Genomic DNA, 26830 nt, shown 5'->3' on the forward strand with positions numbered 1-26830 from the left:
AATTGCAAATTATAAACCACTAATCACTAATTATAATAGGAACCAAGTTTATGAATATAGATTTTACACCTTTTTTCAAGAAATACGAGGAACTTTTAGGAACAGTCGAGGGAGTGTTCGAGCGCGTAAAATCAGAATATCCGGAATGTGTTAAATGCGAAGTCGGGTGTTCTGATTGCTGCCACGCGTTATTTGATCTCACCCTGATAGAGGTGCTGTATATCAATCATCATTTCAATAAAAAATTTGAAGGAAAGGAGAAAGCCGCGCTTATTGAAAAAGCGAACCGTGCAGATCGGAACACATATAAAATTAAAAGAAAAGCCTATAAAGATTTTGAATCCGGAAAATCTGAGGATGAAATATTGGTGGAAATGGCAGAGGAACGCGTAAGGTGTCCTTTGCTGAATGACCGGGATATGTGTGATCTTTACGAGTGGCGCCCGATCACATGCAGGTTTTACGGAATCCCCACATCCATAGGCGGAACCGGTCATACCTGCGGGAAGTCAGGTTTTGTCAAAGGCGAACAATATCCCACGGTTCATCTGGATATCATCCAGAATAAACTTTATGAAATATCTGACGAGCTTGTAAAAGCAATTGAATCCAAGTACACAAAAATGGCGGATATGCTCGTGCCGCTTTCCATGGCCATACTTACGGACTATGATGAGGAATATCTCGGAATAGGTTCTGATGAAGATAAGGAGAAAAAGAATGAGTGAATTCTCACCTGCCGAAGCCGAAGCAAGAAAAAAAGCAGTGTTTGACAGTATGTCTCCGAGGCGTCAGAAACATATCCTGAAAAAAGGGTATGAAGAATGGGATCCTTTTCAGGAGCCGCAGGATCCCATAGATATCAGAAAAGATAAGACAAAGCGGACAACCCAGACGCTCGTAAGAGAATTTTTGCAAACTCGGAAACTCGAAGAATACAGCAATGAATATGGAAGAGGCGCGTTTGAAATCTGTCTCGGGATAATCAACAATGATGAGCGATTCAAAGGTATGTATGAGTTTTCATGCTGGTATTATGATCTTTTAAAAAAGGAAGGACATGAATCATGAAACAAAAATACACCCTTGTGAAAGATGATGAGAAAAAAATACTGATTATCAAAGAATTTGCAGAACTGGACAAAGAAATATTATCATTTCTCTGTGAGGAAAAATTTGAAGAGGATACCATCAGAACTGCAATTTCAAAAGGTAAGCCATCTCTTATTGCTACATTAAGGACTCATAACATGTATCCGCCCGCTTTATACTCAAATAAAATAGCGGATTTGGTTATAGCGATGTATAATGGTTTTGATGACCGGTCCGCGGATAATCTGCCCACGGAACTTTTTTTTGATGATCTTGATTTTCTGACAAAAGAGCATGATGAACCGGATATTGCAGAAGAAATTGAAGAAGAACCAGATGATATAGATGAGCTGCTTGAAGATGAGATTGAAGATGATTTTGATGATAAAGATCCCATAAACAACATTAATGCTATTAAGATCGCAGATGATGAAAGTCTTGATGTTGATGAAGATGCTTAAAAAAAGGTATCAGGTGTCAGGTGCTAAATGTTAAGTGTCAGATATCCGAACTATTGAAGATTTTTTCCCAATGTATATGTATGACAGCCGCTGCATTTTTATTGTTTTCCTGTCAGATACATCAGCCGAGGAATGTGTCTCTGTCTGTTGTGCCTGAAAGATTTTCCAGAACAGGTACTGCCCAGAATAAATGCTGGTGGGAAAGTTTTCAGGACACTCAGTTAAACAGATTTGCTGAACGGGTTTTGTCTGATAATCCGAATCTGAAACAGGCGTGGGCCAGGCTGGAGCAGGCCAGGGCGATGGCAGATCAGGCTGGCGCATCCCGGTGGCCTCATCTGACTGTTGACGCCCGTTCAGGGCGGAGCCGGACAAATATTCCGGTAATGCCCCCGGCATCAGGAACCACAGCGTCCTACAATAATCAGTTTTCCGCGAGCGCCGCTGTCTCCTATGAAGTTGACCTGTGGGGCAGTATCGCGTCACTGAACAAGGCCGCGGAACTGGATGTGAAAGCCTCCCAACGTGATTTGGAAACCATGGCCATAAGCCTGACAGCCGAGATTGCGGAGACGTGGTTTTCCATCATCGAGAAAAGAGCGTTGCTTGATCTGGCTCATGAGCAGTTGAAAGTTAATGAGACCTATCTGAAACTGATTCAGTTTCGATTCGGACAGGGGCAGGCATCTGCTCTGGATGTTTACCAGCAGCGTCAGCAGGCGGCCGGAACCCGCGCAAAAATTCCTCCCATTGAATCAGGTCTCCGTGTATTTTTGCATCAACTGAGTGTTCTTTTGGGAGACCCTCCGCAAGCGGAGATCACGGAACCTCACGGAAATCTTCCGGATTTACCTGAGCTTCCGATGACGGGCCTTCCGTCAGCGCTTTTGAAATCACGCCCGGATATACAGGCGGTACATTTCAGAGTTGCCGCGGCCGACCACAGAGTCAGTGCGGCCATTGCTGATCGTTTTCCCTCCCTTGGCCTCACCGCGTCTGGCGGATTCCGTGCCACCGAACTTGCCGAACTTTTTGAAAACTTAATATGGGATATCCTCGGCAATCTGTCAGGGACGCTCTGGGACGGCGGACGCAAATCTGCCGAAGTGCGAAGAAAGCGGGCTATGCTGGAGGAACTCTCCGCCAAATATGTTCAGACAGTCCTCGGCGCGTTCCAAGAAGTGGAAGATGCTCTGGTTCGTGAGGAACAGCAGCAAATTTATCTTAGCAAACTGAACGAACAGATCCGTTACGCCAAAATGTCGCTGAAAGAATCCCGCCATCGTTATCTTAACGGACTGGATGATTATTTACGGGTTCTTACCGCACTGGAGTCGCTGCAAAATCTTGAACAAAGGCTGATATCCGCAAAAAAACAGCTCCTCTCCCATCGGATTCAGCTATACAGAGCAATTGGGGGAATTGATGTAATTGAGAATTGATGTAATTGAGAATTCTTTGTCTGATACTCGATGTTCAAGTTTTTTGACCCGGTTCGACTGAAAAGCCTGTCATTCCTGCTTTCGCAGGAATGACAGAAAAAAATTTGATTATCGAGTGATATCAATTTTCAATTCTCAATTTTCAATTCTCAATTTTTAAGGCTATGAGAACATTTTTTAAATTTATACTGATTTTGCTTATTCTGGCTGCCGGAGGCTTTATTGCCAAGACATTGATAGCAACTAAGCCGTCTGCCAAACGAAAACCCGTGTCCATTGGCGCTCCGCTTGCGGATGTTATTACTGTGCAGCCCGGGGCGGAACAGGTAAAAATCATTGCTATGGGTACGGTAGTTCCGGCGAAAGAGGTGGTGATTCAGCCACAGGTTTCGGGTCATATTGTTGAAATAAGCCCTGAACTCATGCCCGGAGGGCTGTTCAAAGCCGGGGATGTCCTGATGCGTATTGATGATCGGGATTATAAGATTGCGGCAGATCAGCGAAACGCGGAAGTTGCCCGGGCAATGATGGAACTTAAATTGGAACAGGGCAAACAGGCGACTGCCAAACGGGAATGGGAGCTTCTGGGCTCGGAAATTGCCACGACGAAATCAGGGCGTGATCTGGTCTTGCGAAAACCGCATCTGAAAAAAGCCGTGGCCTCGCTGGCATCTGCCCGGAGCAGTCTGAAAAAAGCCAAATTGGATGTGGAGCGCACAAAAATCAGAGCGTCTTTCAATGCGTTTGTAAAAGAGAAATTTGTGGATATAGGGCAGCCCGCGGGTCCCGGGACTAAGCTTGTCACCCTCGTGGGAACAGATGAATTTTGGCTTCAGATTTCGGTTCCGGTCCGTCGTCTGTCCTGGATTTCAGTCCCGGGAGTCAATGCCACAGAGGGATCTTTTGTTACTGTTATACAGGAAAATAACGCGGCCGGCTCTCAGATTGTGCGACAGGGGAAGGTGGTGCGTCTGTTAGGAGACCTTGATCCTGTAGGACGTATGGCCCGGATTCTTGTGGCTGTTGAGGATCCGTTTGATCTGAACACAGAAAAAGTAATAAAAAATATACCACTGTTACTCGGGGCCTATGTGAAAGTGGAAATTCAGGGACCGGAATTGGAAAATGTGTTTGTGATTCCCCGGAAAGCACTCAGAGAAGGAGAGCAGGTCTGGCTCATGACCCATGAGAAAAAACTAAGTATCAGAAAAGTGGATGTGGTATGGCGAAGAAAAGACGATCTTCTGGTGCGAGGACTGAATTCCGGCGAACACATCATCACCAGCCGAATCTCCGCACCAGTTGAAGGAATGGAACTGAGAGTTTCAGGGCCGGACTTGCAGGAAGCGGACACGAACGAAATATGACGCCTCTCAGCTATAGCATTCCCTAAACGATTCCGAAAAAAATGAGAAAAAAGTCGGAGGAGTGTTCGGATATATACGAGGGATATCATAGGCATACATAACAATGCGCCGGACCTCAATATTTCCAGTTTCCAGTTTTATAGGACGATAAAATTTGCTTCATACATTCTCCCAAAGGCTTTTCAGTATCAACCTGAATATGTATTTCATCCTGTAGTTCCTTCAGCGGCTCGTATCGCTTCCGGAACTGTTCAAAGTGGTGTATCCGTGCGTCAGAAACGGATGAGGTTGTCTCCCGCTTCCTGAGACGTTCTTTAAGTAAATCATCAGATGCCACACATTCTGCAAAAATAATATTTACATCATGATCTTTTGCCAGGCGCGAAGCTTCGGTGCGCCAACGCTCACTGCTGTATGTCGCGTCCAAAATAACGGAATTGCCCCTGTCAATCTCTTCCTGCGCCAGAAGAAGAAGCTTACCATAAGTGAAAGACGTGGCGAGTACTGAGTAAATACCTTCTCCGAAAGGAACAACGCCCGAATCATCAGGTGTTGCAGAGAATAATTCTTTGCGAACAATATCCGAATGAAACACTTTGATTTCAAATGCTTTTGCCAGTTCCTCAGAAACCGTGCTTTTGCCGGAAGCCGGCATACCGCAGACAATCCAAAGTGTGGGACGGGTGAACTGCAATGCATAGCGGGAGGCAAAATCCAGATATTTCTCAGTTTCCCTGATGAGATCGTTTCTTTCCTGCTCGTCAAGGCCGCCCTGCTCAATACGAAAACAATTCACCTTGCACCGTACAAAAGCCCGATAGCATTTATAAAAATCAAGCAGTACAAAAACATCATGATCATCTGTATGTTCAACATAAGCACTGAGAAGCTGCTGACTGAACTGAGGAAACCCTTCATAATCAAGCCCCATGGTCAGAAAGGCCAGATCACATGTGATATCCTGGTATCTGAAACGCTCATTAAATTCAATACAGTCAATGATCCTGATGCCGTCATCAGTGAAATAGATGTGATCTGTTCTCAGGTCCCCGTGACAGTCCCGAATTTTTCCATGTTCAATACGATGTTGAAAAAGTGCTTTCCGTCTCCGCAAAAAAGATCGGCTGGCAGCCCGTACAATTTGAAATATTCGCTCATCAAACAGCTTGCCTGCGAATCTTTCTGACAGGCTGAAGTTTTCCTCACAATTGGCCTGAATTGTTTCCCATGTTCCCACAGCATTGACGCGTTCACCTGTGGAAGCCTGGCTGTAAAACTCGGCAAGAACGCGGGCCAGTTCCTCAATGACTTTCTTGTCAATTTCTGATTTCCCCAGCAACCCTTTCATGGCCCGGTCATCAGGAAGCTGACGCATTTTGACAGCATATTCAACCGGAGGGCCGTTTCCCCCCAGAGAATAACGCCCCTGACTGAAAGTTATCGGGACAACATCAAGATAGACATCAGGGGCCAGACGGCGATTCAGCACCAGTTCCTGCTGGCAAAAATGCAGCCGTTTTTCCAGAGAGGTGAAATCAAGAAATTCCAGATTGACAGCTTTTTTGATTTTATAAACATAACTTCCTGTCAGAAAAACCTTGGAAATATGGGTTTCACGCTCCTCCAGGGACGTTACGGGGTGAGGGTAAAAATCAGGCGATTTCATGGCCTGAAAAATTTTTGTCTGATGTTGTGCTTTCATATCTGTATCCGTTAATTATTAAGGTGTTGGGTGTTAGGTGTTAGGTGTTAGGTGTTAAAGTGTTAAGTGTTAAGTGTTAAGTGTTAAGTGTTAAGTGTTAAAGTGTTAAAGTGTTAAAGTGTTAAGTGTCAGTCGCTCGGAACTTACAACTTTGTTCTTCTTAACACCTAACACCTAACACCTAACACCTAACACCTAACACCTAACACCTAAAACCTAACAACTTTTATCAGATTTTTAACCGCATTGACAGCAACACTTATCGCTTTCAATTCAACAGACGCTACAATATCGGAATCAATATTTTCCTGAATTGTCCGATTCACCAGAACGCCTGTGACACACCCCGCTTTAAGTCCCATTGAAGCACACATTGTCAGCAATGTGGCGGATTCCATTTCATAATTCAGAACATTTAATCGCTGCCATTCTTTCAGGGAACCTTTCAGCCTTGGGGGAACTGAACCGGAAAAAGAATCGTATCGCTCCTGTCCCTGATAAAACGTATCTGTTGAAGCAGTGATGCCCACATGAAAATTGCAATCTGATGCTTTGGCGCTTTGCACAAGGGCTGATGTTACGTCAAAGTCTGCTGCCGCAGGATATTCTATGGGAGCGAAATCCTTACTTGCGCCGTCTGACCTTACAGAAGCAGAGGTAATAATGACATCTCCCACTTTAATATGGGGCTGAATCGCGCCTGTTGTTCCGACCCGAATAAAAGTTCTGATGCCAATCTGAGCAAGCTCATCCGCACATATGGATGTGGCCGGGCCGCCGACCCCTGTTGACACAATCAATATCGGAATACCCTGTAACTCGCCAATATATGAATTCCATTCCCGATTGGATTCTAATGCGTTGGGATGATCAAGAAACTGAGCAATTTTCGGAACCCGGTCAGGATCACCCGGCAGAAGCACAATACTGGCATCGCGGATTATCTTTTTATTAAGTCTGAGGTGATAAAGTGTTTTCATTGTGTTACAGGATATCCTCTGTTTCAGTTTCACTCATTTTTAAAAAACTCACGGAATTTATGAAGTATTTCCCGGGACTTTTCCTTCTCTTCTTCTGATTTCTTCTTATACGGCGCATCGTTTTTTTCTTTCCTCGGTTTGTATGTTTTGCTTTCTGTTTCAGAAGCATCCCGGATTTGTCTCATCCTCTGAGATTCCAATTTCTGTATCTGAGGATTTAATCTTGACATCTCATTGATCTGCATCTGAGCCTCTCGCTGATATTCCATTTGCGTATGAAGAACAGCCCTTTTCTCGTTAATACGCTCTCTGAGCTTCCTGATTTTCTTTTTAGCTTTTTTTAGCTTTTTTTTATGTTCTTCCTGACGGGCTTCCCATTCCTGAATTTTAACTTTGTCCGCCTGAATATTCTGTTCGGCACTCCGGACGTTTTCTTCAGACTCACTAAATTTTTTTACCATATCATAATACTCTTGCAGTTCATCGGCAGTTGCAAGTCCGGTACAGACAAAACAAATGACAATCGTAATAAAAATAATAGGTTTCATTAAATTATCTCCTTCATGTCCCGATTTTCAATTTCAGAAATGTTCTATTTTCTCGGCCGTCCCGATCCCCTGTTCCCGGCAGAATTCCAGCGCGTCATCTGTGAATCCGCCCAGGGCAAGGAAAGCCGGCAGCACGATTTTGTCGGGATTCTGTTCCGAGAAGCGTTCTGCCTTTTCTGCGAAATCTTCGGCCGCGGTTCTGGTGACAGGTTTTTTCCATTTTTTGACCTCGGCCACGGCCACCCGGCCGCAGTCCGACCCGGCCACCACGTCAAGCTCCATATTTTTTCCGTCATCCCGCTGAAGCAGGACACGGCGTCTCACATCCGTGATGTTCAGCCGGGCCGTGTCCCTGACACCGTCAAAAAAATCGGACAGGGAAAAGCGTTTCCTGCTGCGGAATGCCGCGGCAAGCTGAATCTCGGCGACCTTGCCGGAGAGATTGTTCAGGGTCCCCCGGAGCCGGCGGTTCTCCTTTCTGAGTCCGGCAATCTCACGCTGAAATTCCTGTCTCAGATCCGGAACAAAAGTGGCAATCTCCTCCTCAAAACGGTTTCGCAGAATCAGATTCAGCGTGCCGTCCTGCAATCCCCTGAACTGAATGTCGGAGCTTCCCCATTCGATCACATCGGCCTCCACCAGAAGATTCAGCTTTTTCCGGATATTGTCCGCGCCAATCTCCAGTCCCAGGGCCTCCTTTATCTCCTTCGGGGTCCAGTACCTGTCCGAATGTCTGCTCAGATGCAGGAGGATGGCCTTGGCATGACGGTCGTTCACCTTGTCCAGCGTGAGCTGAATGTATTCCCCCCATGTCTTGGACATCTCCGAATGGCGGTCCGTGATCTCATAATTCACCGTGTCCGCCGCCCCCTCCGCGGTTGTCAGGTCCCTGTTTTCATAATTGCTCTGCATCACGCAGGAGATGAAGAACGGATCAGACATGCACAGCCTGCTGATCAGAACAGCCGTCTCATTGGTCACAGGTTCCTCATACGCCTCCGCGTATCTGTACACCGCCTCCAGTCCGTCCTCCTCGGTCAGATAAGGGGTCATGTAAATCTCGGACAGACGCCCCGCCTCCAGATATTTCGTGGCGATCTCAATGAGCCAGCCCACATAGGAGCCGGTCACCAGCATGGGGGCTATTTTGGACTCGGAAAGCGAATGAAAACTGCCCGGAATCGTATCAATGGGACGGGTTTCAAAATGAGGATCAGGATAGATATATTGTGAAAGATTCTGAAACTCATCCAGAATAACCAAAAAACGTTTTTCAAAAAGAGAAGCAAAACGGTGCGGTGCCTCGCAGGCAGCATCCCACATCAGACCATGCATTCCTCCCTCTCTGTTTTCTTTTATCATAAAATCAGCATCTCTCACCAAAGATTTTATAGATTTTGAGAGTCCGTATTCCCTGATATCCTCCAAAGAAAGATGTTCACTCACAAGACGTTTGTCTCTCTCCAGAAAGGAGATATACTGCGAAGCAAAAGCCCGATAGTACTTAATCGCAAAATGCGGATACCAGATTTTATTCTCCGCGATATCAAGATAGAACGGAATTACCTGGCCGTTTTCAGTCCAGAGCTGATTGAAAATACGTTGGACAAACGAAGTCTTCCCGCTTTTCCGGCGGGCAAGGATCACCCTGGATTTGGAAATTCTTTTGGGGATCCCGGCAATCCATTTGCCAAAATTGCGGAACTCTTTCTCCCTGCCCACAAGCAGTTCCGGGTCTCCGATTTTTTCCTCTAACGGATATTCCATACCCTTTCTCCGGTAAAATTTAACTTTTCAATTTCAAGTTTTGAATTTCAAATTTCAGAAATGTTCTATTTTCTCGGCCGTCCCGATTCCCTGTTTCCGGCAGAATTCCAGCGCGTCATCTGTGAATCCGCCCAGGGCAAGGAAAGCCGGCAGCACGATTTTGTCGGGATTCTGTTCCGAGAAGCGTTCTGCCTTTTCTGCGAAATCTTCGGCTGCGGTTCTGGTGACAGGTTTTTTCCATTTTTTGACCTCGGCCACGGCCACCCGGCCGCAGTCCGACCCGGCCACCACGTCAAGCTCCATATTTTTTCCGTCATCCCGCTGAAGCAGGACACGGCGTCTCACATCGGTGATGTTCAGCCGGGCCGTGTCCCTCACGCCGTCAAAAAAATCGGACAGGGAAAAGCGTTTCCTGCTGCGGAATGCCGCGGCAAGCTGGATCTCGGCGACCTTGCCGGAGAGATTGTTCAGGGTCCCCCGGAGCCGGCGGTTCTCCTTTCTGAGTCCGGCAATCTCACGCTGAAACTCCTGTCTCAGATCCGGAACAAAAGTGGCAATCTCCTTCTCAAAACGGTTTCGCAGAATCAGATTCAGCGTGCCGTCCTGCAACCCCCGGAAATCAATATCGGAGCTTCCCCATTCGATCACATCGGCCTCCACCAGAAGATTCAGCTTTTTCCGGATATTGTCAGCGTCAATCTCCAGTCCCAGGGCCTCCTTTATCTCCTTCGGGGTCCAGTACCTGTCCGAATGTCTGCTCAGATGCAGGAGGATGGCCTTGGCATGACGGTCGTTCACCTTGTCCAGCGTGAGCTGAATGTATTCCCCCCATGTCTTGGACATCTCCGAATGGCGGTCCGTGATCTCATAATTCACTGTGTCCGCCGCCCCCTCCGCGGTTGTCAGGTCCCTGTTTTCATAATTGCTCTGCATCACGCAGGAGATGAAGAACGGATCAGACATGCACAGCCTGCTGATCAGAACAGCCGTCTCATTGGTCACGGGTTCCTCATACACTTCAGCGTATCTGTACACCGCCTCCAGTCCGTCCTCCTCGGTCAGATAAGGGGTCATGTAAATCTCGGACAGACGCCCCGCCTCCAGATATTTCGCGGCGATCTCAATGAGCCAGCCCACATAGGAGCCGGTCACCAGCATGGGCGCTGTCTTGGACTCGGAAAGTGAATGAAATGCCCCCGGCACAGTTTCGTCCGGTTTTCCCTCGCACCTTTCATCCCGGTAAATATAACGGGAAAGGTTCTGAAACTCATCCAGAATAACCAGAAATCGCTTATCATACAACCCCGCGAAACGATGCGGGGCTGAACGGGCTGTCAGCCACATCAGATCATGGCGCCGCATTTTTTCATTCTCAACAAGTGAATCAATATCCTCCACCAGAGAAATAATGGATTTTGTTACTCCGTATTCCCTTATTTTTTCAAATGAAAGCGGTTTGTCAAGCAGTGATTTGTCCCTTTCCAGAAAAGAAATATACTGCGATGCAAAAGTCTGATAATACATGATTGCAAAATGCGGATACCAGATTTTATTCTCCGCGATATCAAGATAGAACGGAATTACCTGGCCGTTATCACTCCAGAGCTGATTGAAAATACGTTGGACAAACGAAGTCTTCCCGCTTTTCCGGCGGGCAAGGATCACCCTGGATTTGGAAATTCTTTTGGGGATCCCGGCAATCCATTTGCCAAAATTGCGGAACTCTTTCTCCCTGCCCACAAGCAGTTCCGGGTCTCCGATCTTTTCCTGCAACGGATACTCCATTTCCCATCTCCTGTAAAACTTAATTTTTCAATTTCGAATTTCAAGTTTCAAGTTTCAAGTTTCAAGTTTCAAGTTTCAAGTTTCGAGTTTCAAGTTTCAAGTTTCGAGTTTCAAGTTTCAAGTTTCAAGTTTCAAGTTTCAAGTTTCAAGTTTCAAGTTTCAAGTTTCAAGTTTCAAATTTCGAGTTTCAAGTTTCAAGCATTTCCAAAATTCGCTGGCGATACGTGACATCACGATTGGGCAATTCCGGCACAACCTTTGCCCCTTCCTTATAAAAGTGTTCCAGTCCTCTCCCTTTGGCCCGACCCTCTGCCGTGTGCATATCCAGGGCATAATCTGGTATATTCACCTCTGCTTCTCCTCTCGACACAGCGTGCTTTATCCAAGCGACCATTTCATCACTGGAGCGGTCCTTCCGGCATCCGCACAGATACCGAACCGCATGAACAGTAAAAAGTGCGCGCTCGTCATCCGCCCAGTCAAAAGTTTTAACCATCTGATACAAGGTACTGAGCATAACAGGCGCATTGGGTTCTCCAAAGCCGATATCCTCAACAGAAATGATCATCAGCCTTCGCCAGAGGTGTGCTTCCATGGCAGGGCTGGTAATCATCATTTCATAAGCCAGCAGAACAGCATTTTCTGTGTTGTTCCGGCGAATCTCCTTTTGCAGTGCTGAGAGAACCTGATCCGTTGGTAATCCGTGACAGGTTTTCTCACCTCCCCACAAGTTACGTTTCTCGGCTGACATATTTTTCTCCTGTCCATTAAATTCCGACATATCGCTACAGGGATTTTGTATAACTCGATAATCAAGTTTTTTTCCCTGTCATTCCTGCGGAAGCAGGAATCCATTTTTAGCCGATAAGTACCTCAGCAAAAGTTTTGGGTAGTCCTGCACAAGTAGTGATGAATGAGATTCAGTGGCCTGATAATCGGGGGACTGAACGGGATTCATCACTACCTTTGCAGGACTACCAAGTTTTGTACCTAATTTATAATCAGTAGATCGAAAAGTTTCCGGACTGTGTGCGGTGCGGCAGAGAAACCCGGCTTTTTTTTCCCGGACAGAAGGCTCCCCCCGCCGGAAAAAGCCGGGTTTCTCCCCATATGCATCAGGCTAAGAATGCGGGACGGCTGCCGGACGGGGTTTGCAACCCCGTCCGAAACGTTTGCGGGCGGCGATCCGGAAAATATTCCGGACGGGGTTGCAAACCCCGTCCGGCAAAATCAGAGTTAATAAAAACAGTAGGTTGTAATCTTAGCCTGATGCATATGGGGTTTCTCCCCCGTTCGCCGTGTCTGTCCCGCGACAGCCCGAAAACTTTTCGATCTACTGATATGTGAAATGTTGAATTAACAAATATCAGCTTCAATAAAAATGGCACAAAATATTTGATGAGGTACTTATTACGGTTCCCGGAACCGTGGCGAATGCTTTCGCAGGAATGACAGAAAAAACCGATACAGCGATTCCGGGAACGGTGGATTCCTGCTTTCGCAGGAATGACAAAAAACTTGTTACCAAACTGCGGTTCCGATAAAACAGCCTCCGCTGCCCCCGTTGCTGTCCGCACTTGTTCCGGTGAGCGAGATATTGGTCTGTGAAACACCCGCATCACTGGTGATAATCAGTGTGGCGGAAGAGGTTTTTCCTGCCTGTTCCGGAGAAAAGGTGACACGGATATTCATGCTTGCGTCCCGGGGCAGCAATATGTTCGTACCGTTATGGCTGAACTCGGAAGCCCCGGAAATGACAATATCCGATATGTCTATATCCCGGTCTCCGATATTGGTCAGCGTAACCTCCCGGGCTGAGACATTACCCGGTTCCACTGTGCCGAAATCCAGAGACGAGGCACTGGTCTGAATTGCGGCTGTGTATGCGCTTGTTCCGGTGAGCGAGATGTTGGTTTGCGGAACATCCGCATCACTGGTGATAATCAGCGTGGCGGAAGTGGTTCCTCCTGCCCGGGCCGGAGAAAAGGTGACACGGATATTCATGCTTGCGTCCCGGGGCAGCAATGTGTTCGTACCGTTATGGCTGAACTCGGACGCTCCGGAAATGACAATATCCGATATGTCTATATCCTGGTTCCCGGTATTGGTCAGCGTAACCTCCCGGGTTGAGACGTAGCCCGGTTCCACAGTTCCGAAATCCAGAGAAGAGGCACTGACCTGAATCTCAGCATTGAGATTTCTTACACCGGTTCGGTGCATGACAGGAAGTATCACCTCATAATCATTCAACAATTCAGCTGATGCCGGATCACCTTTCCAGGAAGCATCAATGGGAACCCGGTATGCCAGGGTCTCGTTGCCCAGAAGTGCCTGTACGGTGATGTAATCATCATCCCCCCAGAAGGTTGGCGCACCGGAGAACATCTCCCCATAAACATTAAAATTCGGATCAACCACAAATTGTTCGGTCTGATTTTGCCAGTTCAGGGTCCAGGTTCCGGTGGAGACAGATCCGGGGACGCTGCGGTCAATCACATCCAATGCAATGACAAAGTTGTTATTGTAAGCAAAACACGGATACTCAATATCAACGTCAGGACGCTGATTCGGAAAGGGGTAGTCAAAAGAACCGTCCGAGAGATTCAGGAACCCGACGGACCAATATCGGTGTCCGCTGTCCTCATCTTCCGTGCAGGGATTATCAGGTGTGGACAAACAATTGAGCGCGTCAAATACAATTGTTTTACCGGTATAGTCAAACATCAGAGAATCCACATACAATATGGTATTGATAACATCATCGTATCCTGGGGGGAGATCGCTGAACGGCACAGCCGGATATTCGGTCATTTCTTCGGTATCAAGGTCTCCCACATAGATGTTGTTATCATTCGGAGCCGTGGAGGTGTAAGCAAAATAGCGGCCGTCCGGCGACATGGCAAAACTCCAAATGTCTCCGCTGTCGGTGATCTTCTGTTTATAGTCCCTGTTGTCCGGGTCATCCAGCAACACTCCGTAAAGATTATAATCTATTCCCACATAAAAAAGACCAGTACTGCCGTCGGAGAATGTTACAGCCGAGGGACGAGTTTTTCTCACGAATTCATAATTCAAATCCCTTGAGTCCAGCCTCGGATCATATCCCGTAAAAGGAGAAGGGATGGTTTGCACATAGAGATCATACATACCTTCATAGGGGGCGGGAGAAAGATAAACCATCATGTCCTGACCGCCGACGATATCCGTTGAAGTCGGATTCTGATCAATGGGTGTGCCGATATTGCCGTCATAGACCTCCACCGCGTCCCAGGCCGCCTGAACCGCACCGACCTCGGGCGAACCTGCTCCGTGAAGGTCTTCTGCCGCCTGAATCGTGGCATATCTGGCATCCAGAAATTGTGAAGATGCCTGCAAATAGGTCGTCAACGCCCTGTAAAAAATCTGCTCTGTTTTGTCACGGCCAATACTGCTTCCCAGCCCTTCCGCGGAAAGTCCTTCTGCAACCAGATATGCGGCTCTTGCCGGAATCCCCATGTTGATGTGGACACCGCCATTATCTCCGTCTTCCGTATTTGGAAGATTTCGGTACTCACTCATTTTTGTGGGAAGAGAACTCACTCCGAGGGCCGGGTTGACAAGGCTGCGAAGATAATAGGGAGACTGTAAGGTCACATCTTCTCCCACTGTCCAGTCATCCCGGTCTATCATACATGCAAAAATATCAGAATAGGCTTCGTTCAGCGCGCCGCTCTGATTCTCATAAATAAGATTTGCAGTGAACTGAGTGACACCGTGCTGGATCTCATGGGCGATCACATCCAGACCCGTTGCAAGAGATGAAAATTTTCTCCGGTCTCCGTCGCCTAAACATACGAATTTACCGTTCCAGAAGGCTCCGGGATAGTCCCGCAGAAGATGGAGTACCACCATATAGTTCATATTTTCATCATCAATGCCGTTTCTGCCAAAGGTATTTCTGTAATAATCATGGACACGCCTCGTGTGATAAGCTGCGCTGATACCTGCCGGGTCCCATCCGCTGTCAGGAGAACTGCTGGTAATGGGATATAATTCGCTGTCACCCTGAGCAGCGTCCAGAATATAGGTATTCCCAAAGTTTTCCATAGGCACAGGCGAATAAGGCGGGCCTTCATCCAATGGCAGACTCGGATCGAGCAGATAATAGGTTCCGTTTTCATACCAGGTGTTAAATGTTCTGGGAGCATCATGCAGATCAAAACCGCTGCCCGTCACCAGTTCGTTTTGAATATTATTGATGCGGTGCAAAAGTGAACCGTTTTTTGCGTCAATAAAATAAAGCCATCGCTGGTTAAAACGGGGGGAAATATCTAATTGATAAGCCAGGGTCTTTTTACCGTCGGATGCGGTATAAATGACAAGGGCTGTTTCTGTGGCAGTCACGTCGGGGTGTGTCAGTCGGAGATGTTTTTTGGCGGCATCCAAAGCCTCATCCGCTGTAATCTCCGGTGTGATCTCTGTCCTCTCTTCCGGGGTTGGCTCATACCGGCCCTGAAAAAGAAAAACTGAATCATTTGCGTCCAGATGAACCATGACTTCCCTGCCCCACAGGGGAATTCCCTTATGGGTCTGCTGATAACGAAAATGTTTGCTTCCCAGATCGTCCTTCCATTCCTTTTTCATCACCATTTCGGCTGTCGGGTCGGACAGCCTGAGGAGATCACGGTTATCTGTCAGAAATTTTTCAGCCTGGGTTTTGGCTGAAGAAAGGCTTGTGCCGGTGTTTCGGGCAGATTTTCGGGAGTTATTTTTCCCTGTCTTAATGAAAATGGGAGTGCCATTGTTTCTGTTAAAATGAGTACGAACATCCGTGCCTCCTGAATTCGAGTCAATAAGAGAACGAAGATTTTTATACTGAGCGTGTGTGATTCCTCCTTTTTTTCCGGCTGCGCCGCTGCGGGATGCTTTTTCGGCAATGGTTTTCTGGAAATTTCTGATGATATCCGGTGATACGGTATGAGATGTTTTCTTATCAAATTTTTCTTTTAAGGGACGGGAACTCTCCTGAACAGCAGGCTTCTGAGCATCCAGGGCTTTTCTTCCGTCAGCGCCGCCAGTTAATGTAACCATGGCTCCCAGAGAATTTTTGTCTGATGGCCCGGGATCCGCATAAACAGCCAGGGATAATGCCAAGATGACCAGAAAAAGGACAACAGGCAAACAATAATATTTAATCTTTTTTGAACAAACACACATCACGTTTCTCCTTTCAGATATTCATGCTGGGCAGGTGAAGCAGAGCGCCTGACCTGCCGGGGGATTTATGAGATGAGTGTGATGGGAAGGACGCTGCGCTTCATCCACTCTGTGACTGACATGATTTTTACTGCTTTAATCCGGGGTCCCGGACACCTTATGCAAAATCTTCCCGCTCAGGGCGTCAACAAAATAGTGGTCTTTGTGCGCCAATCCTTTTACCAGTGTGACAATATAGACCAGACAGGGCGTTTTCAGATCCTTCATCCATATGGATAAAGTCTTTTCCTCTGCCTGCCATTTTTCCTTGTCATCTGATATTTCTGAAAGCGCAGCCTCTGTTGCAGCTTGCTCAGAGAGTTTCGGAGTGGTTACGATATGTTTCAACTCAGGTTCGATATTTCCCATAAAAAGGTAAACCTCATTGTCCGGATTCAGATGAACGCCTGCGGTCCTTCCCCACACAGGCACGCCGTCTGCCTTCTGTTGAAATTTTATATGCTTGTGCCGCATATCATCAATTTTCATGTCAGTGACTTCAAGCGTTTTCCGAGGATGATCAAGCTTAAACATCTCGCGCCAGTGATCAAAGAACTGATAAGCAATTTCTTCATAAAGCTCTCTTTTCTTCAGGGCTTGAAATTCAGCATCATGATCAGGCCCGGAGCAAAGGTTTTCCCCTTTGATATAAGTGGGCGTGCCGTTTTCACCGTAGCGAACAACAATATTTTCCGGTGTCGTCTGAATATCATGAGATGAACACGAAGTGATGAAAAACAAAAATACGCCAGGAATAAACAGGCAACTGATCTGAAAGTATCGAATAACATTTGCATGGCTAAAATTCATCATTTTTTTTATCCTTTTTAAGTTCTTTTTCTATGATTGCGTCAAATAACTCATAAGGAGGAACCCCTAACAGCGCTCTGCCGTTGATAAAAACCGTGGGGGTCACTTTCATATTCAGCTGATGCACAAGTTTCAAATCCCGTTCTAATAATTCAGCGGTCTCAGGTGAATTCATATTTTCCAAGAACACCTGATCGTCCATAATCTCCGAAATAATTCCAATGGCTTTTGATTCGTCATAGTCCTTATATAAATACTGATAACTGTGATAGTGGGCGGTCAGATACGGCGCAAATATATTATAATACCCTGCGGATAAAAATGCTTTTGCCGCAATACATGATCGGCGGAGTATCTTTTTACCGTCTTCCCCACTGCATGAACCGCCCCGGGGGTAATTATAATACACAACTTTGATTTTATTCTTATATTTTGAAAGAAGATACTTCTCCGCAAGATAAAACTGATAACAGGCATTACAAAAAAAGTCCGTAAACACAATGAGTTTCACCGGAGCATTCGGATTTCCTGTCATCATTGAACTTTCCGGAAATTCTATATCAACCGGCTCTGACGCATAAAAATCATTTAAAGACGCTTTGATTTTTCCTTCATGGGTCTCTTTTTTTAAATTAAGCTCCGGTGTAACCACATTCAACAACAACATTACTGAAAAAAGAAGAAACAAGCCAATGACCGCTCTTTTATCATGGTTTTGCGACTCTGTTTTGAATGTTAATAAAAAAACGCCCTTAAAACTTACGGAAAATGCCTTTTTAATATCTTGCAGATAAAATAAAAGACATATAAATATAAGAATATTGATGATATAGCTGGAGATACATAACAGGCAGAGCGTTCCCAGCTTAACGAGGATTCCGGCCAGGATTCCGTCAATTACCAGTGATGCCGCGGACAAAGGAAAAATAACCGCCCAGCCATAAACATAATATTGACCATCCGCGTAAGCCGCTATAAGAAGGATAAAAAAAAGAAAGATATAAAAAAGGAGACTGAATGATGAAAGTGGTATTCCCAAAACTGACGAGTATTCTGACTGGCTGACAAGGGAACAATTGTCTGTGACACCATCTCCGCAGGCTATGAATTTTCCAGTTATCTCAGGGTGATAGAAACTGATCGTCAGATAAACTGAAAGGGCCATGCCGATAATCGCCAACATAATAATTAAAAATAAAAAAACCTTATATTTACAGTATGCCATATTTAAATTATCTCCGATTTATTGGAATTTATATCACAAAAGCGCTGCTGAAACAACATGTTTTCAGCAGCCGATCAGACAATTTAATATTTTTAATATGCGCGCATTTCCAAATTGATAAAAATTGTTGAATTTTCTGCCAGTAACCTATAAACTAAAAAATAGGGTAAAAAATATCGCACGACCCGCCGGAGAGGCTGGGTTGCCAGTGTTGTGTGATCACAAATAACAAATAACAAATGACAAATAACAAATGACAAATGGCAAATGGCAAATGGCAAATGGCAAATGGCAAATGGCAAATGACAAATGACAAATGGCAAATGGCAAATGACAAATGACAAATGACAAATGGGATGAATTTTGTGTCGTAATCGGAGAAGCAGGCATTTCTTCGCCAGATGATCCTGAAATGACTGCCGAATTAGAACGGGTTTTCGCATTCAGTGATTTTGTCACAAGGAGCTGTATCCGAAACCCCGAACTACTGGAAGACCTTATCAAAAGCGGTGATCTTAAAAAGACATACACAGCAGAGGAATATGATAATAAGCTGAAGGCAATGCTTTCCGGGACAGAGGATGAGGCGAACCTGGGGCGTGTGCTTCGCTGTGTCCGACGCCGTGAAATGGTTCGGATTGCCTGCCGTGATCTTTCAGGCCGGGCAGACCTCTCGGAGACCATGGCCGATCTTTCCGCGTTTGCCGAGGCGTGTATCGAACACGCGCTTTCATTTCTTTATGAATGGGAATGCTCAAAATTTGGTGTTCCCACAGGAACAGACGGATCACAGCAATATCTTGTTGTTCTGGGGATGGGTAAGTTAGGCGCGTATGAATTAAATTTTTCCTCGGATATTGACCTGATCTTTGCCTATTCTGAGCCAGGAGAAACAATCGGAGGTCCCGCGTGTGTGACAAATGAGGAATTCTTTGTCCGACTTTGCCGTCGCCTGTTAAATGTCCTTGGCGCTACCAGCGCGGACGGCATTGTGTTCAGGACAGATATGGGGCTTCGTCCTTATGGCGAAAGCGGACCTCTTGTTATGAATTTTGATGCCATGGAGACCTACTATCAGATGCAGGGCCGGGAATGGGAGCGTTATGCCTGGATCAAAGCCAGAGTTGTGGCAGGTGACAAAATTGCCGGGGCCGGACTCCTGAAATCTCTGAACCCCTTTATTTATCGCAGATACCTGGATTTCGGGGTGTTTGAATCTTTAAGAGAAATGAAACAGAAGATATCTCTTGAAGTGAGACGCAAGGGAATGAAAGATAACATCAAACTCGGTCCCGGAGGCATACGCGAAATAGAATTTTTCGGACAGATATTTCAACTCATACGCGGGGGAGTGGTGCATTCTCTTCAGGAACGAGGCATTCAAAACATATTAAGAATACTTGTCCGGGAAAACCATATTGAACAGAATGTATGTGATGAGCTTGAAGCTGCTTATATTTTTCTGCGAAACACAGAACATCGCTTACAGGAATTTTCAGATCAGCAAACCCATCAGCTTCCTTCAGATGCTCCGGGACAGGAACGCCTTTCCGGTGCCATGGGATTTTCCGACCGGGAGGCTTTCGCATCACATCTTGAAACACATATGGAGAATGTTCACCGGCATTTTAACACGTTGCTGGAAACAAAAGCGTCCGAAAAAGGAGATGAAAAAACCGAGAATGACTTGGAAGCAGTATGGCTAAATCTCACAGAACAGGAGCATTCCAGGGAAGTGATAAAAGCCGCGGGATTTGAAAACCCTGACGAGGTGTTACAACTTCTGAATCATCTGCATGATGATCTGGACACGGTGACCATTACCCGGGAAGGCCGGGAACGCATTGACAAGCTTGTCCCGCTGATACTGAGACAGATCAGCATGTCCGAACCATCCGCGCCCGGATTAAATCGCATCATCGAACTCATTAAGACCGTAAAAAAACGTACCAGCTATATCTCACTTTTGTTAGAAAATCCCGCGGCTCTGAATCATCTGATCAGGCTTGCCAACAGCAGTTCCTGGATCATGTCTCTTTTGGCCCGCCATCCGGTTCTCTTAGATGAGCTTCTCGACTCCCGCACGCTTTATGTTCCGCCCGGAAGACCGGAGCTTGAAAATGAAATTCGTCATCGGCTTGAGCAGATTTCTCCTGATGATCTTGAGTGGCACATGGAAGAATTACGCATTTTCAAACAGACCAACACATTGCGTGTGGCAGCCGCGGACATCACCGAGGCCCTTCCTCTTATGAGAGTCAGTGACCATCTTTCTTCTATAGCGGAGACCGTTCTGAATAAAGTGGTTGAACTGGCGTGGAATCACCTTGTTGAGATTCACGGAGAACCAACCTGCTACCTGGGTCAGGACACATTTGAGAGAGGATTTGCTGTCATCGCATATGGAAAACTCGGGGGCCTTGAACTCGGATATGATTCTGATCTTGATCTGGTGTTTTTACATGCGGGAACCGATGACCAGACCATCGGCGGAAAACGTCCCACAGAAAACAGCCATTTCTTTGGCCGCCTGGGACAGAGGGTCATCCATATTCTCACGGCACCGACTTCGGCCGGTCTCCTTTATGAAGCAGATATGCGATTGCGGCCCAGCGGAAAATCCGGAGTGCTGGTCTGTCATATTGAAGGGTTCAGAGATTATCAGTTTAACGAAGCCTGGACATGGGAAAAACAGGCGATTATAAAGGCAAGAGCCATCATCGGATCGCCCCGTATGATCCGCCGTTTTGAAGAGATACGAACAGAAGTCCTGGCCCGACCCCGTGACAAAGCCAAACTCCGGGAAGAAGTTATGAGCATGCGGGACACTATGCGTAAGGAACTTTTAAAATATGATCCGGAAACCTTTGATCTTAAACAGGGACCCGGGGGGATGGTTGATATTGAGTTCCTGGTCCAATACCTCGTACTGTTGAAATCCCATGAACATCCGGAGCTTCTTGAGTGGACCGACAATGTGCGCCTTATCGGAACCTTGGCCAAAACAGGAATTATTGACGACATCACCGCCTATTTTCTCAGAAAAGCGTATCTGACTTACAGAACAGTGGGACACAGGCTGAGTCTCCGAAAAAGACCTGCCAAAGTTCCTGAAAGCCAGTTTCGCGAGTTGAGAGAAAAAGTGAAGGAGATATATGGGAAAATTTTACAACAGCAGAGTCTCTGAGCATATATCCTTTTTCCGGTGCGTTGCGCTTCCTCCTAGTTTCCTAACCTGTAAATGAGTCTGGTATGGACATTAAAATCGGGTTCCGAGCGGCTCAGGTCCTCACAAAAAGCAAATTCCAGGGTCATGGCCGATGTGAGTTCACGGGTGAAGCCCACTGCAAGTTCAAGACTGTCATCATCCAGTGAGCGGATTCCCGTATTCTCAAAAGGCGATGTGTAATAATTGAACTGGGCTGACAATGTCCATTGATCGTTGAAAATATACTCCCCCGCGATAAGCAATGCAAAGATGTTGTTCACTGAAATCTCCGGCCCGGATGTCTCAGGATCAGTTAAAAAGATAAAACCGGGATTGAGATAAAGCACAAACGGAGACAGATTAAACTGTGAAAACAGGAAAACCCCATGATCAAAACCGCCGCTGCCAAACCCGTGATCTTCATCTCCGGTAGGTATTTTAAGCGTATAAGACAGACTGAGAGACCAGGGGAGAAACGGCTCTTTTTCATCTGCCAGAGGAATTTTCAGGGAAACAGAGCTGTCTCCCGGATGACAGCCGCCGGATTCTGATTTGAACCAGTCCTGCCCCTCCTTTTGCAACACATATGCAAATTCATTTTTCGGACGATTTTCTCTTCCATAATTGGGAACCCCGAGCATATTATGATAATCTTCCAAAAATCCGTCCAAAAATCCGTCATTCATGCTGATAAGCGGCACTTCAAGCGACAGGGTCAGATATTCTGTAACTCCGTATTCAAATGACACATCCAAAACCGTCATCTCCGTATCCATGAGGGCTGTCCAGTCCTCTGATTCAGCGTTTACAAAAACACTGGCGTAATCAGCAGACAGCGAAACGCTTAACTGGTTCCGCTGCATCAGTCGCGGGGAATCCGGCAGGGGGGTCAGAAACATGAGATGAGGCGGAAACTGATTTCTGACACGCAGGGGCCCTTTTTCAGTGGCCCATGCGCTCATTGTCAGACATACAAAAAGTATCACTGTTATGTAAATCCGTATCATGTTGTTATCACCAGTCCCACGGGACAATGATCTGATCCGTAAATCTCATTGTCAATAAATGCATCCTGAATCTGTCCGTTGTCAGCCATGTTTTCTGATACAAAGAAATAATCAATCCGCCATCCCGCATTCCTCTCTCTTGCCTTGAATCTGTAAGACCACCATGAATATTTCACAGTATCGGGATGAAAATGCCTGAATGTGTCTGTATAACCGTTCTCAATAATTTTGTCCAGCCAGTCCCGCTCGATTCTTAAAAAACCGGAATATTTTTCATTGGGTTTGGGATTCTTCAGGTCAATTTCATTGTGGGCGGTGTTGTAATCCCCGGTAATGATGAGGCATTGACCTGCTTTTTTATATGTGTCCGCATATTCAAAAAAATCTCTGTAAAAATCAAGCTTATATTGAAGACGCTCCTCGCTCATCTGTCCGTTGGGAAAATAGATATTAAAAAATACGAAATCCTTAAAACCCAGTTCCAATATCCGCCCCTCATTGTCATATTCGGGGATGCCGATGCCGTGCCGGACATACTGCGGTTTTATCTTGGTATAAACCCCCACGCCGCTGTATCCTTTTTTCACAGATGAATGACTCCAGAAGGATTCATATCCGTCAATATGTTTCATCTCATGGGTCAGCTGGTGTTCCTGGAGCTTTGTCTCCTGTATGGCAAAAATATCCGCGTCCAGTGTTTTGAAAGAGTTGAAAAAATCTTTGTTCACAGCGGCTCTCAGGCCGTTTACGTTCCAGGAGATCAGTTTTAATTTTTCAGACATTTGTAACTCCTCATTATAAATCCGGACATCAATATCAGGGATGACGGACAAAATTCATGATCATAAGGGATTTCTCCAAAAATAAAATACCCGGAATACAGGAACGTAGGGTGGGTGGAGCGAAGCGCAACCCACCTTGTGCGGTGGGTTGCGCTTCGCTCCACCCACCCTACATTTTTGTAATTAGGTACTTATAACCCGATGATCAAGTTTTTTTCTGTCATTCTGTTAGGCGTGAACTCAGTTGAACGGAATGACAGATTTTTTGTCCGAACCGGATGAAAAAAACCTGATCATCGAGTATAACCATTTGAATCAGTTTTCTCGTTCCCATGCTTCGCTTGAGAATGCGGTCAGGATGCTTTACATTCAGTATAAACAGCCCGAACAGAATTTGCAAGAGAAAGACCGACGGGATTTTCCAATCACGGTTATCCCCGAATCCTGTTTTCATTCTGCCCGTGAAACTACAAGGATTGAGTTTTGTAAGAATATAGAATCCTTACCAAACTCAATTTTTGCAGTTCTCATCGGCTTGAAAAAAATCCGAATACCCGGAAGTTTTCGATCTGCTGACACTGATTTTACTTGAATAATATTATTTCTTTAGTATAATAATTAGCTTTTAATTTTTTCAGACATGATTTCGCGTTCGGGATTCGGATGTTATAAACCTGACGATTCCGAATAGGAACTAAGTATCTATCCATAAATTTTCGATATTTGCCCGGGGAGGAAATCCGGCTTTTTTTCCGGAATGACTCTCCGCCCGTGACGGAAAAAGCCGGGTTTCTCTGCCGCTCACAGAAAAAAAGATGTATAAAAAACTTTTGCTCAGGTACTTAAGATAAGGCTTAAATTCTCAAATCTGCAACCCATTACCATCATAAGAATAAGGAGTTAAAAAATGGCAAATGTTATTCCATTCAAGGGAATTCTCTATAATACGGATAAAATTCATAATCTGTCAGATGTGACAACACCGCCTTTTGATGTTATTTCAGAAGAGGAACAGAATGAATTCTATGAATGTCATCCCCAAAACATTGTAAGACTGATATTAAACAAGACAACTGAAAATGACACTTGTGATTACAATTGCCATACCAGAGCGGGAGAGTGCTTTAATCAGTGGCTTTCAGAGGGTCTGCTGGTTCAGGACGATTCAGCTGTATTTTATCTGACTTCTATGGAATTTCCCTTGGAAGACAAGATGGTGACACGTTTCGGACTGATTGCGCGGGTCGGTCTTGAGCCTTTTGAAAAGGGTGTTGTTCTTCCTCATGAAAGAACCTTTTCCAATGTAAAGTCGGAACGACTTGAGCTTATGAAAGCCTGTCATGCCAATCTCAGCCAGATTTTTTCACTCTATCCTGACAGAAATGCCACTGTTTTCAAGTTATTAAAAAATGCTGTTTCTGATAAGACCCCGGATACGGATTTTACAGACAGCAAAGGTCACAGACATAAAATGTGGCGCATAAGTGATACAGATGTGCAGGCGAATATTTCCGATGCGATGAAAGAAAAAACTCTTTTTATCGCTGACGGGCACCATCGCTATGAGACCGCACTGAATTACAGAGAATGGGTAGCGGCCAATGATCCTGATTTTTCTGAAACTCATCCTGCCAATTATATTATGATGTATCTTAGCAGCATGGAAGATCCCGGGATGGTCATCCTGCCGGCGCATCGTATGCTGACAGGGGTTCAGGATTCAGTTCTTGAGACATTTATCCAAAAAGCTGAAGATTATTTTGATATCATCGCAATACCCTTCGGAGAGGAGGGACCTGAAAAAGCAAAGGCGGAGTTTGTCTCGATGCTGAAATCATATGCATCAAAAAACACTATCGGGGTTTTTATGAAAAACATCCGGGAACTGTACCTGCTGACATTGAAACCGAATGTCATGGAGCAATTGTTCGGCGATGAACTTCCGGATGTGTTAAGAAATATTGATGTGACAATACTGACCCATCTTATTTTTATGGAAATACTGGGGTTTGATCAGACCAACCTTGATGATGAAAAACTGATTGCCTATTCGAGCATCGCGGAAGAAGCCATGGACAGGGTTTCTTCTGGTAAATGTGACATTGTTTTTGTTCTGAATCCCACTAAGATCGAACAGGTTCAGGACATTGCCGAAAGCGGTCTGACCATGCCCAGGAAATCAACATATTTTTACCCCAAGGTTATTACAGGCCAGGTGATAAATAAATTGAGAATTGAGAATTGAGAATTGGGAATTGAAACTGGAAGTTGAGAATTGAGATTGGAATTTTAATTTTCAATTTTCAATTCTCAATTTTATACATTGCGTTGACCTCATCTGTGTAAGTACCGTCTTCATTATATATCACCAGGGGAGGGCCGACTTTTATGCCTGGCCGTCCTCTCCTGATTCCTTGCGCCAATATCAGTTTGGCTTCTGTGTCCCTTTCGGAATGAATCATACGAAGATATTTGGGTTCAATACCGATAACCCGCATTTGTGTAAGAAGGTCTGTCATACGTTCGGCCGGATAAATCGTGACAAATCTCCCTGACGTACATAACATGCGGTGGGCGGTTTCAATAACATCAGAAAGCGTGGCTTTTATTTCATGTCTTGCTATTGCCCGTTCCTGATTCGGGTTTATCCGCCCTGAGTTTGCTTTCCTGTATGGCGGATTGCTGACAACCAGCTCAACCGGTCCGGAAACCATATCATACTTCAGGGTTTTCATATCCCTGCAAAGAATGCGAATCTGATCTGTCATGCCATTTTCTTCTACATTCAGTGCGGCAATATGAGCAAGTTCCTCCTGTATCTCAATTCCGCAGATTCTGACTTTCGGATGATGATATGCCAGCATCAGGGGGATGATGCCGCATCCTGTTCCCAAATCAAGAACAGTATTGGCAGCCGCATATGGCATACTGTGATATGCCAATAAAACAGCATCAATTGAAAAGCGGTATCCGGATCGCTTTTGTCTTACCTGAAGCTGCCCATTATAAAAGGTATCAGTTGTAATTGTATCCATTCTCAGGCACTCACTTTGTTTCCAAAAATTACAGAGGTCCGACTTTGAATTTTATATCCTCAATAAGATGTTTTCCCAAGGCATTGTTCAGTTTTATTATCATGTCCTTTTTTAAAAATTGAAGCTGCTGTATCCATGCTGAACTGGAAACATGGACCAGAAGAAGTTTTCCTTTAAATGCCGCAGGCTGGGCATCTTTTGCAATGACATCTCCCACAGCATTATTCCACAGCTTCCAAACCTGACCGAGTTCTTCATCGGATTTAGACCTGTAGCTCTTTAAAGTATTATTTATGATACTGCCTATATGGGTAAATTCTTTAGTATTTTCTCTTGGTTTCATGATAAAAAATAATATATTGAAGCCTTGTATAATGTCAAGCA

At 45.5% G+C, this 26830-nt stretch carries 21 protein-coding genes; 8 read left to right on the forward strand and 13 right to left on the reverse strand.

Annotated features, from left to right (window positions below):
• Positions 1-50: 50 nt before the first annotated feature.
• The 5 genes from dnm_RS26970 (at position 51) to dnm_RS26990 (ending at position 4362) form a co-directional block, all read left to right on the forward strand.
• Positions 51-728 carry a YkgJ family cysteine cluster protein gene (locus dnm_RS26970; protein WP_207679980.1) on the forward strand — a complete coding sequence of 226 codons (678 nt, stop codon included), beginning with the start codon at positions 51-53 and terminating at the stop codon, positions 726-728.
• Positions 721-1071: a hypothetical protein gene (locus dnm_RS26975; RefSeq protein WP_207679981.1), complete on the forward strand. Its 351-nt coding sequence runs from the start codon at positions 721-723 to the stop codon at positions 1069-1071. Before dnm_RS26970 ends, dnm_RS26975 begins: the two co-directional genes overlap by 8 nt.
• Entirely contained in the window at positions 1068-1553 is a 486-nt protein-coding gene (locus dnm_RS26980) for a hypothetical protein (RefSeq protein WP_207679982.1), read from the forward strand. Before dnm_RS26975 ends, dnm_RS26980 begins: the two co-directional genes overlap by 4 nt.
• Positions 1554-1687: 134 nt before the next feature.
• Complete coding sequence (locus dnm_RS26985; RefSeq protein ID WP_207679983.1) at positions 1688-2995, forward strand: efflux transporter outer membrane subunit; 1308 nt, start codon at positions 1688-1690, stop codon at positions 2993-2995.
• 164 nt (positions 2996-3159) lie between these two features.
• Positions 3160-4362 carry an efflux RND transporter periplasmic adaptor subunit gene (locus dnm_RS26990; RefSeq protein WP_207679984.1) on the forward strand — a complete coding sequence of 401 codons (1203 nt, stop codon included), beginning with the start codon at positions 3160-3162 and terminating at the stop codon, positions 4360-4362.
• A gap of 115 nt (positions 4363-4477) precedes the next feature.
• Here dnm_RS26990 and dnm_RS26995 read toward each other — a convergent pair whose 3' ends face one another.
• The 9 genes from dnm_RS26995 to dnm_RS27035 all read right to left on the reverse strand — a co-directional run bounded on the left by dnm_RS26995 (position 4478) and on the right by dnm_RS27035 (position 18414).
• Positions 4478-6064: a bifunctional aminoglycoside phosphotransferase/ATP-binding protein gene (locus dnm_RS26995; RefSeq protein WP_207679985.1), complete on the reverse strand. Its 1587-nt coding sequence runs from the start codon at positions 6062-6064 to the stop codon at positions 4478-4480.
• A gap of 209 nt (positions 6065-6273) precedes the next feature.
• The gene (udp, locus tag dnm_RS27000; protein WP_207679986.1) at positions 6274-7044 is read right to left on the reverse strand and encodes a uridine phosphorylase; all 771 of its coding nucleotides are present in this window, start codon (positions 7042-7044) and stop codon (positions 6274-6276) included.
• Positions 7045-7073: 29 nt separating this feature from the next.
• Positions 7074-7592, reverse strand: coding sequence for a hypothetical protein (locus dnm_RS27005; RefSeq protein ID WP_207679987.1), 519 nt, complete (start codon positions 7590-7592; stop codon positions 7074-7076).
• 33 nt (positions 7593-7625) lie between these two features.
• Positions 7626-9359 (reverse strand): ATP-binding protein, encoded by a 1734-nt coding sequence (locus dnm_RS27010; protein WP_207679988.1) that lies wholly within the window; start codon positions 9357-9359, stop codon positions 7626-7628.
• A gap of 54 nt (positions 9360-9413) precedes the next feature.
• Complete coding sequence (locus dnm_RS27015; RefSeq protein ID WP_207679989.1) at positions 9414-11144, reverse strand: ATP-binding protein; 1731 nt, start codon at positions 11142-11144, stop codon at positions 9414-9416.
• A gap of 187 nt (positions 11145-11331) precedes the next feature.
• Entirely contained in the window at positions 11332-11895 is a 564-nt protein-coding gene (locus tag dnm_RS27020) for an AAA family ATPase (protein WP_207679990.1), read from the reverse strand.
• A gap of 770 nt (positions 11896-12665) precedes the next feature.
• The gene (locus dnm_RS27025) at positions 12666-16340 is read right to left on the reverse strand and encodes a M4 family metallopeptidase (protein WP_207679991.1); all 3675 of its coding nucleotides are present in this window, start codon (positions 16338-16340) and stop codon (positions 12666-12668) included.
• A 135-nt stretch (positions 16341-16475) separates the two neighbouring features.
• Positions 16476-17192, reverse strand: coding sequence for a PepSY domain-containing protein (locus dnm_RS27030; RefSeq protein ID WP_207679992.1), 717 nt, complete (start codon positions 17190-17192; stop codon positions 16476-16478).
• Positions 17179-18414: a vitamin K epoxide reductase family protein gene (locus tag dnm_RS27035; protein ID WP_207679993.1), complete on the reverse strand. Its 1236-nt coding sequence runs from the start codon at positions 18412-18414 to the stop codon at positions 17179-17181. The genes dnm_RS27030 and dnm_RS27035 overlap by 14 nt, the downstream gene beginning before the upstream one ends.
• A gap of 337 nt (positions 18415-18751) precedes the next feature.
• On the opposite strand from dnm_RS27035, the gene glnE reads away from it, so the two are divergent.
• Positions 18752-21601 carry a bifunctional [glutamate--ammonia ligase]-adenylyl-L-tyrosine phosphorylase/[glutamate--ammonia-ligase] adenylyltransferase gene (gene glnE, locus dnm_RS27040; protein ID WP_207679994.1) on the forward strand — a complete coding sequence of 950 codons (2850 nt, stop codon included), beginning with the start codon at positions 18752-18754 and terminating at the stop codon, positions 21599-21601.
• Between the two features lie 35 nt (positions 21602-21636).
• On the opposite strand, the gene dnm_RS27045 is transcribed toward glnE, so the two are convergent.
• Together dnm_RS27045 and dnm_RS27050 are read right to left on the reverse strand one after the other, a co-directional pair.
• Positions 21637-22629, reverse strand: a complete 993-nt coding sequence (locus dnm_RS27045) for a DUF3187 family protein (protein WP_207679995.1) — start codon at positions 22627-22629, stop codon at positions 21637-21639.
• Positions 22626-23411 carry an exodeoxyribonuclease III gene (locus dnm_RS27050; protein WP_207679996.1) on the reverse strand — a complete coding sequence of 262 codons (786 nt, stop codon included), beginning with the start codon at positions 23409-23411 and terminating at the stop codon, positions 22626-22628. Before dnm_RS27050 ends, dnm_RS27045 begins: the two co-directional genes overlap by 4 nt.
• 253 nt (positions 23412-23664) lie before the next feature.
• Between dnm_RS27050 and dnm_RS27055 the strand changes: the two genes are divergently transcribed.
• Positions 23665-24003, forward strand: a complete 339-nt coding sequence (locus tag dnm_RS27055) for a hypothetical protein (protein WP_207679997.1) — start codon at positions 23665-23667, stop codon at positions 24001-24003.
• 315 nt (positions 24004-24318) lie between these two features.
• Entirely contained in the window at positions 24319-25656 is a 1338-nt protein-coding gene (locus tag dnm_RS27060) for a DUF1015 domain-containing protein (RefSeq protein ID WP_207679998.1), read from the forward strand.
• Between the two features lie 58 nt (positions 25657-25714).
• Here the strand turns inward: dnm_RS27060 and dnm_RS27065 are convergent, their stop codons facing one another.
• Together dnm_RS27065 and dnm_RS27070 are read right to left on the reverse strand one after the other, a co-directional pair.
• Positions 25715-26446, reverse strand: coding sequence for a tRNA1(Val) (adenine(37)-N6)-methyltransferase (locus tag dnm_RS27065; RefSeq protein WP_207679999.1), 732 nt, complete (start codon positions 26444-26446; stop codon positions 25715-25717).
• Between the two features lie 28 nt (positions 26447-26474).
• Positions 26475-26789 carry a DciA family protein gene (locus tag dnm_RS27070; protein WP_207680000.1) on the reverse strand — a complete coding sequence of 105 codons (315 nt, stop codon included), beginning with the start codon at positions 26787-26789 and terminating at the stop codon, positions 26475-26477.
• Positions 26790-26830: the final 41 nt, after the last annotated feature.

The organism is Desulfonema magnum, assembly GCF_017377395.1.
In the GTDB taxonomy this organism is placed as follows: domain Bacteria; phylum Desulfobacterota; class Desulfobacteria; order Desulfobacterales; family 4be13; genus Desulfonema_C; species Desulfonema_C magnum.